The 6665-nt window shown below is 39.1% G+C and carries 7 protein-coding genes and 1 pseudogene; 7 read left to right on the forward strand and 1 reads right to left on the reverse strand.

Annotation, left to right across the window (positions count from 1 at the left end):
- The first annotated feature begins 270 nt into the window (after positions 1 to 270).
- The 7 genes and pseudogenes from T368_RS0100620 (at position 271) to T368_RS0100650 (ending at position 6285) form a co-directional block, all read left to right on the forward strand.
- Entirely contained in the window at positions 271 to 969 is a 699-nt protein-coding gene (locus T368_RS0100620) for a S6 family peptidase (protein WP_027338231.1), read from the forward strand.
- A 92-nt stretch (positions 970 to 1061) separates the two neighbouring features.
- Positions 1062 to 1136: pseudogene (locus T368_RS17355) on the forward strand (S6 family peptidase); the annotation flags it as partial.
- A gap of 15 nt (positions 1137 to 1151) precedes the next feature.
- Positions 1152 to 1322, forward strand: a complete 171-nt coding sequence (locus T368_RS15160; RefSeq protein WP_155266235.1) for a hypothetical protein — start codon at positions 1152 to 1154, stop codon at positions 1320 to 1322.
- A 329-nt stretch (positions 1323 to 1651) separates the two neighbouring features.
- On the forward strand, positions 1652 to 2599 hold the full coding sequence (locus T368_RS0100635; RefSeq protein WP_004088088.1) for a S6 family peptidase: 948 nt from the start codon (positions 1652 to 1654) through the stop codon (positions 2597 to 2599).
- A 110-nt stretch (positions 2600 to 2709) separates the two neighbouring features.
- Positions 2710 to 5049, forward strand: coding sequence for a hypothetical protein (locus T368_RS0100640; RefSeq protein WP_004088089.1), 2340 nt, complete (start codon positions 2710 to 2712; stop codon positions 5047 to 5049).
- A gap of 17 nt (positions 5050 to 5066) precedes the next feature.
- Positions 5067 to 5495, forward strand: a complete 429-nt coding sequence (locus T368_RS0100645; RefSeq protein ID WP_004088090.1) for a hypothetical protein — start codon at positions 5067 to 5069, stop codon at positions 5493 to 5495.
- Entirely contained in the window at positions 5470 to 6285 is an 816-nt protein-coding gene (locus tag T368_RS0100650) for a hypothetical protein (protein WP_004088091.1), read from the forward strand. Before T368_RS0100645 ends, T368_RS0100650 begins: the two co-directional genes overlap by 26 nt.
- A gap of 60 nt (positions 6286 to 6345) precedes the next feature.
- Here the strand turns inward: T368_RS0100650 and T368_RS15850 are convergent.
- On the reverse strand, positions 6346 to 6665 hold a 320-nt coding region (locus tag T368_RS15850), incomplete at its 5' end, for an integrase arm-type DNA-binding domain-containing protein (RefSeq protein WP_027338233.1).

The raw sequence follows: 6665 nt of genomic DNA on the forward strand, positions 1-6665 counted from the left end.
AAGTTGTTTTCCTAAACAGCATGATACTCTACATAACATATAATCATTTTAAGCATGGCGAAAAATTTTTGCTTAACTAAATTTCAAAACTTTTCGTCCTAAAATCTCAAAATAAAATAACAACCATTAACACAAAGTTTCATCGCAAAATAGGGCAAGATTCTGTAGAAAATCGTTTTTTTTTTTTTGTTAAACAAACATGGCACAAAACATGCTATCATCGCATAATTTTCATATTTATTTAACCAAAACTATACCAAAAGGACATATATGTTGCAGAAGAAAAAGTGGATCGCAGTAGCCCTTGCTGGTTATTTAGGCGTGATGACTAGTCTAAAAGCACAAGATATTCGTAACGAGCATTTTTTCTATCGTGATTTTTTGGATTTAGGGCAAAATAAGGGCGTATTCAGTGCAGGGGCACAAAATGTGATCCTACACTCAAGTAAAACACCGGGTGTGTCCGTTGATTTCCAATCACCCATAATTGATCAATCCGCACACAGTAACAACGGAAACTCTACTGCACTAGGGCGGAACTTCGCCATCACTGCTACACATGTGAAACAAATAACTGATTCAAACACATCAAATGGAGAGGGACAACTCAAATGGGGAAATAGCTACTATGGTAGACCTAAGGAATATAGCAATAATGGACTTGATGTAAAATTCTTGCGTTTTAATAAATATATTGTAGAGGGTGAAACAGAGTTGTTTGATGCTAAACTGCCAGAAACAAATGGAGGCAATAAGCTATCACCTGAAGAAGAAAAAAAGAATTTAGAAGCCTTAAAAAAAGCATTAGAAGATTATCAAAATAGCGATGGCACATATTATATTTTTCAAGCAGGACAAGGGCGTTTAAGCCTTAGAGATGGTGCCCATCAAGATGGAGAAGGCTTTGATAAAGCTGGTATTTTTGGTAACACAGGGCTTCGTGGGGGGGGGGGAGCTTTGGAGCGATAAAATTTGATGAGATTATTTACGCACAATCAAAGGTAACGGGTGCTTGGGGACTTAAAGCGGCTCAACGCACGGATTTAACATGGTATAATGGCATAACGCCCGGTGATAGTGGCTCAGCATTTTATATCTACAATCAAAAAGAGAAAAAATGGCAAGTTTTTGGCGTTACTTCATCAGCGGATTTGCTGGGGGCTGGATATGCTGGTGTGGCGATAGCGACTAAAGCAGATTCTGAGAAGTTTAAAAAGGAACATGAACAGGCTTTGGATTTAGGGGGGGGAATTCATGGACTTATGAAAGCAATGGCTTTCAAAATGGACGATGGACGGGCAAACAAAACGATAAAGACATAGTCTTTAGTGGTGGTGGGAATCTTACAGCAAAGGAAAATATACGACTGGCAGATAGCGGAAATATCGGCGGCTTTGTATTTAAAGCAAAAGAGGGGCAAAGCGAAACCATATATAAAGTTACAAGCGGCAGTGCTAACGGCAATAGTCAAGCCAATGGCGGTATATTTGACTTTGATGGTGCTGGACTTGATATAGAAGAGAATGTAAAGGTAGAATGGGGACTAGGCTTTATCAGTGGCAAAGCCACCGTAAATGACGCTCTGCATAAAGTTGGCAAAGGCACACTAGAGATTAAGACAGGAGCGAATGCCGAGTAGGGCTATCTCCGCGTGGGCGATGGCAAGGTGATTTTCAATACAGAACATCAAGTGTTTAAAGGCGTGTATCTCACAAGTGGGCGGGCGACTTTAGAGCTAGTAAAGGGCAAAGCACAAGCCTTTGGAGCGAAGTATATAGCACCAAAACTAGATACGGATTTTAAAAACCACTTTCAATTAGAGCAAAACAAGGCCGATGAGCTGGGAATCTACTTTGGCAATGGCGGTGGGAACTTAGACTTAAAAGGCAATACACTAACACTAAATACTATCTCTAGTAATGACGCTTTTGCAAATATCATTAATACCGACACAAATACAAATAAGCCTAGCAATATAATCATAGATGGCTTTGGCTATGAAGATAAGAAAAAGACAGATAAAAAAGCTGATACTATTATCCATGCAAGTTTTGGACAAAGCACAGATTCTAAAGGAAATAACGCCGATAAAAACAATAATATAAACCTTATCTATAAAGGCGATGATAAACAAACAGATGAGAACAAAGCCGCATTAGTCTTTGATGGTAATGTCAATGTTAAAGGTTTAGAAGTAACAGATGGCAAAGTCGTTTTGCAAGGACACCCTACAACTCACGCGTATATTAGAGAAGATATAATGGTGAGTCTCGGCAGCTCAAGCGTAAAACATAAACTTCTAGATCTTGTGAAAAACGCAGAAGGCAGTCTGTTGCCTAGCTGGATGGATCTAAGTCGCCCTAGTCATTTAGAGCAGCCCGACTGGGATCACAGGACATTTAAAATCGGCACGATTGATTTAAAAGAATCTCGGCTTGATGTGGGGCGTGAGGCGACTTTGGAGGGTAAAATCAAGGCAGATTCTAGCTCGGCTATAAACTTTGGTGGAGATATAAAACACTATATTGATAAAAAAGACGGCGAAAACACCACCGGCAATGGCTTTGAGTATCAGCAAGAAGCAAAAAAAATAAACTAAAAGCAGAAACGCAGAAAATCGCAAATCAAACAATCCACTTTAAAGGCGAGATTGAAGCGGACGGCACAAAAATCAACTCAAGCATTTATGACTTTAACGCCAAGCTTGATTTGAAAAATAATGCGAGTTTAAAAGCAGACTTTTTAACGCTTGATAGAGAAACGCACAAAACCGGTGAGATTCTAAAACTAAGCGGTAGCACTGCTGAAGTTAAGAATCTTATCTTTAAAGGGCTTAGTGGCAATGGAAGCGGTATTGTTAATATTGCGGACACTTCAAAACTCAATGTTACAGAATCTCTAGGCTTTGAAAGCTCTACTTTTGATTTAAGCAATCTCAACTCTATGGGTGGAAGCAACTTCACAAAGCCCACAAATTACGATCTTTTCGTAAAAGATAAATCAAATATTACCGGCACAAACACAGATATTACCGGCAATGTCGGCGTGATGAATGAATCTACCCTAACCCTAAAATCTATCACGCTAAAAGATACGAAAAATGGCACGACTACAACAAAGGATATACAAGAATCTAGCCTTAAAAACTCTATCTTAGTAGAGGGTAAAAACTCAAAGCTTGAAGTAAATGAAAAAATCACTTCACAAAGCCAAGATAATACGCTAATCATTGTCAATGGATTCAAAGAAACAACAGGGGCTGGGACACGCGACGTGGTGCAGGGGCAAAGGCAGGAAGTCGTGCATTCAGCAACTCTTAGCACAACAGGTGGCATTGAGCTAGAAGGCACAACGCAACGCGGACTAAACCAAACTTGCAGTGGCGATAAAAGCGGTGTAGATTGCTTTGCTGAAGATTCTATGCAAGGCAAAATTAGCAATATCGTGCTAACAACTGGGGGCAAGATAGAATCTAACCTAAAAGCGACAAATTTACAACTCAATGTCAATGTAGATAAAGATTCTAGCTTTTTGGGGAGTGGCAAAACTTTAGAATCTAATGCTTCAAGCGTGGCATTAAACTTTGAGCTAGGCGGGGAGAAAGAGCAGGAGTTTAACATTACTGCAAAGCAAAAAAGCCATATCACGCTCACCGCCCATGCTAAAGAAGCTCTAGCCAAAGATACTGCGGCGTTTGAAAAGGCACTAGAATCTTCGCAGTATAAAGGCAAAATCACAGCGGATAATGGCTCTAAAATAGATTCAAATCTTAGCAATATTACCGCAAGTGTGGATTTGAAAGGTGGAGCTAAACTCAATGTCGCAAATGGTGGAATCCTAACGCTTAAGGATAGTTTGAATAGCATAAATTTGAGTGGGGCTAATACGGCGTTAAATGTCGGCACGATTGTAGCGGAAAAGTTACAGAATCTCACGCTTAATGTAACTGACAATGCAAAGTTTAATGTTACAAACTTTGTGTTTAAAAGTGGGAGTGTGGAAGCTCAAAAATTCTATGGGCAAAATGTATGGCTACAAGAGGGAGCAAGTGTAACGCTAAGTGGCGGTGGCACAATCGCACATAATCTCTACATTGATGGGAAATCTAGCTTTAGCACAAACCCAAATGATGTTCTGCTAGGCGGTGGCAAAAAGCTCTCAATCGGTGGAGAATCTACTTTTAAAGTCGGTAGTGGCAATGGGACTTTAAGCGTGAATGAGAGCGGAGAAACCATAATCCAAACCGAGATAGGCTCAAAGCTAGAGATTAACAAGCTTTTAGCACAAAAGGGTAGCAAGGTGTATGTAAGCCTAGATTTGGATAAGGTGGAAGTGGAAAAGGCAGATTCTGTCGATAAAAAGCCTGTCAGTCAACAAAAGAATTTCAACATTGACGCAAAGGCTGGAAGCAATGTGTATGTGAATGTTTGGGATATGAACCGCACGGGCTTTGATGGTGGCAATACAAGCTTAAAAACTGACACAGATTCTAGAATCCACTTTGGAATCTTAAAGCACGATATGGCAAAGACAAATCATATAACTTCACCCATCAAGGCAAATCTCTCTATCTCGCAAAGCTTGACTTTAGAGAATGTGGGTAAGGCAATGGCAAGTAGCGGAAATAAAGTCGCTCAAAATGGTGTGAATCCGGGAGCGGCTTCAAAGATGATTACAAGTGAGATTGCCACAACGCCTACAAATCAAACGCACTCGCAATCTGATTCACTAAAACTCCAAGCACAAGCAGGGACAAATGATGATAGATTCCACGCTTTGAAACTAGAGGGCAACACTATGGGTTCAAATGGAGAGGTGCAAAACACAGGGAAAAACCTTACTTTGGGTGATGGCACACGCATTGGAGTAAAGCTTGATAGCAGTATAAAAGCAGAATCTAGCAATGGCGGTGGCAAACCCGAGATTTTCAGCTCAATAAATACTACACGCTTATTTCTGCTGGAAGCATTACTGATAATCGCACAGATAAGAGAATCTACTTTACTTTTGATGGAAATAACACGCCGTTATATTGGGTTACTATCGTAGAAGATGGACAAGTCAAAGTGAAATTTACCAAAGAAGATCCTAGTAGCTACAATGAGTTAAAAAACTATATCAATGATGATAAATTGCTAGAGATTGTCATACAGCATAATCCCAAAAACGATTTCGTGCAAATGGCAGGTATGGCAAATCAGCACCAAGAGTTAAATAGCTATCTTGCAGGTGTGAATCAAAATATGAATAATATGGCTACAAACAATGGCTCTGCGATGAGCAATAAAGTCTTATACGCAAATAATGAAGCGATAAATACAAGGGTTATGCAGGTAAAAGTCATGCAGCCTACCTTTTCAAAATATAAGCTAGTGATGAATACCGCACAAAACACACAGGCAAACGCAGAAGTAGCAAGTGATACAGAGATGAGTGCCTTTGATGAAATACGCATGATTATAGAATCTATTGAAGAACAGAGAAAAAAAGAATAATGCGCGGGTAAATGTCGGTGGCGGCTACTTTGGACAAAGTGGTGGGAATCTCGTGTTTTATGGCACAAACTTAGGCTATGATAGACTCTTTAGCTTTGGGAGTAATGACTACTTAATCGGTGCTATGGCTGGTATCGGTGGGTCAAACTATAGCCTTAGTGGTATTAAAGATACTTCGTTGTTTTATAATGTCGGATTCTATGTCAATACTGATATACAAGAAGTGCATGAAGTCCAAAGCAATATGAACTTTAGCTATATGGATAGCAATAAAACTATAGAATCTCAAAATAATATGCCAAGCGATAGCATGAGAGCTGGGACATTTGGCTGGTTGTGGAGCTCGTATTATAAGTATAAGTTTGACTTTGGGAATCTTGGGGAGTTTAAGCAGGTGTTAAAGCCTGTGGGGCTTATTAATATCGGCTTTAATGGTATCGGTGCGTTTAGTGGCACGACTTATAAGCAAAAGGCATATAATGATTTTAACTTCGCACTTGGGGCTGGTGTGGAATATAGCATTGTAAAAGAGAATGCGATATATAGCGCACAAGTCATCGCAAAGCAAGGGGTGTATAGCTCTGGTGATCAAATCTTTGTAAGCCTTAGCAACGCACAAAACTTTATGGGCTATGATTTGCGTAATAATACGCTTGGCTTTCAGCTGAATTTCACTGGGTATAATAAGTTTGACTATGATTTATCCCTGCAGTATGGAATCTCTAGCCTATTTGATATACAAGGTAACTTTGGTGTTAAAGGCGATGTGAGATTGCAGTATAAGTTTTAGGGGATTTATAGCTTCTATGTTTGAGGCTTGGGTTTTAGATTTTTTGTGTTTCGGTGTTGATTAAAAAGCCATGTATTGCTTTTTTGTAGTTTCTCTTATGCTTTGTTTTTCTATCCATTCAGTAAATACATACTTAAAAGTAATCTTTGCATTTTTATACTTATCTTGCATGTATTGCAAGTAGTCTTTAAGGCTTAATCCTTTTTCTTTAAATTCTAAGCTTTGCAATATAGAGTTATATTCTGTTGTTATATCCCTTGCTTTATCAAGGCTTATATGTGGATATTGTCCTAATGTAAGCTTATATATTCTGTCGCTAGATTTATATTTGAATATAAAAGCCTTAGATATGCCTTTCTTGTTTTGTCTTAAGTAAAGAT

This window comes from Helicobacter bilis ATCC 51630 (assembly GCF_000686565.1).
In the GTDB taxonomy this organism is placed as follows: Bacteria; Campylobacterota; Campylobacteria; order Campylobacterales; family Helicobacteraceae; genus Helicobacter_A; species Helicobacter_A bilis.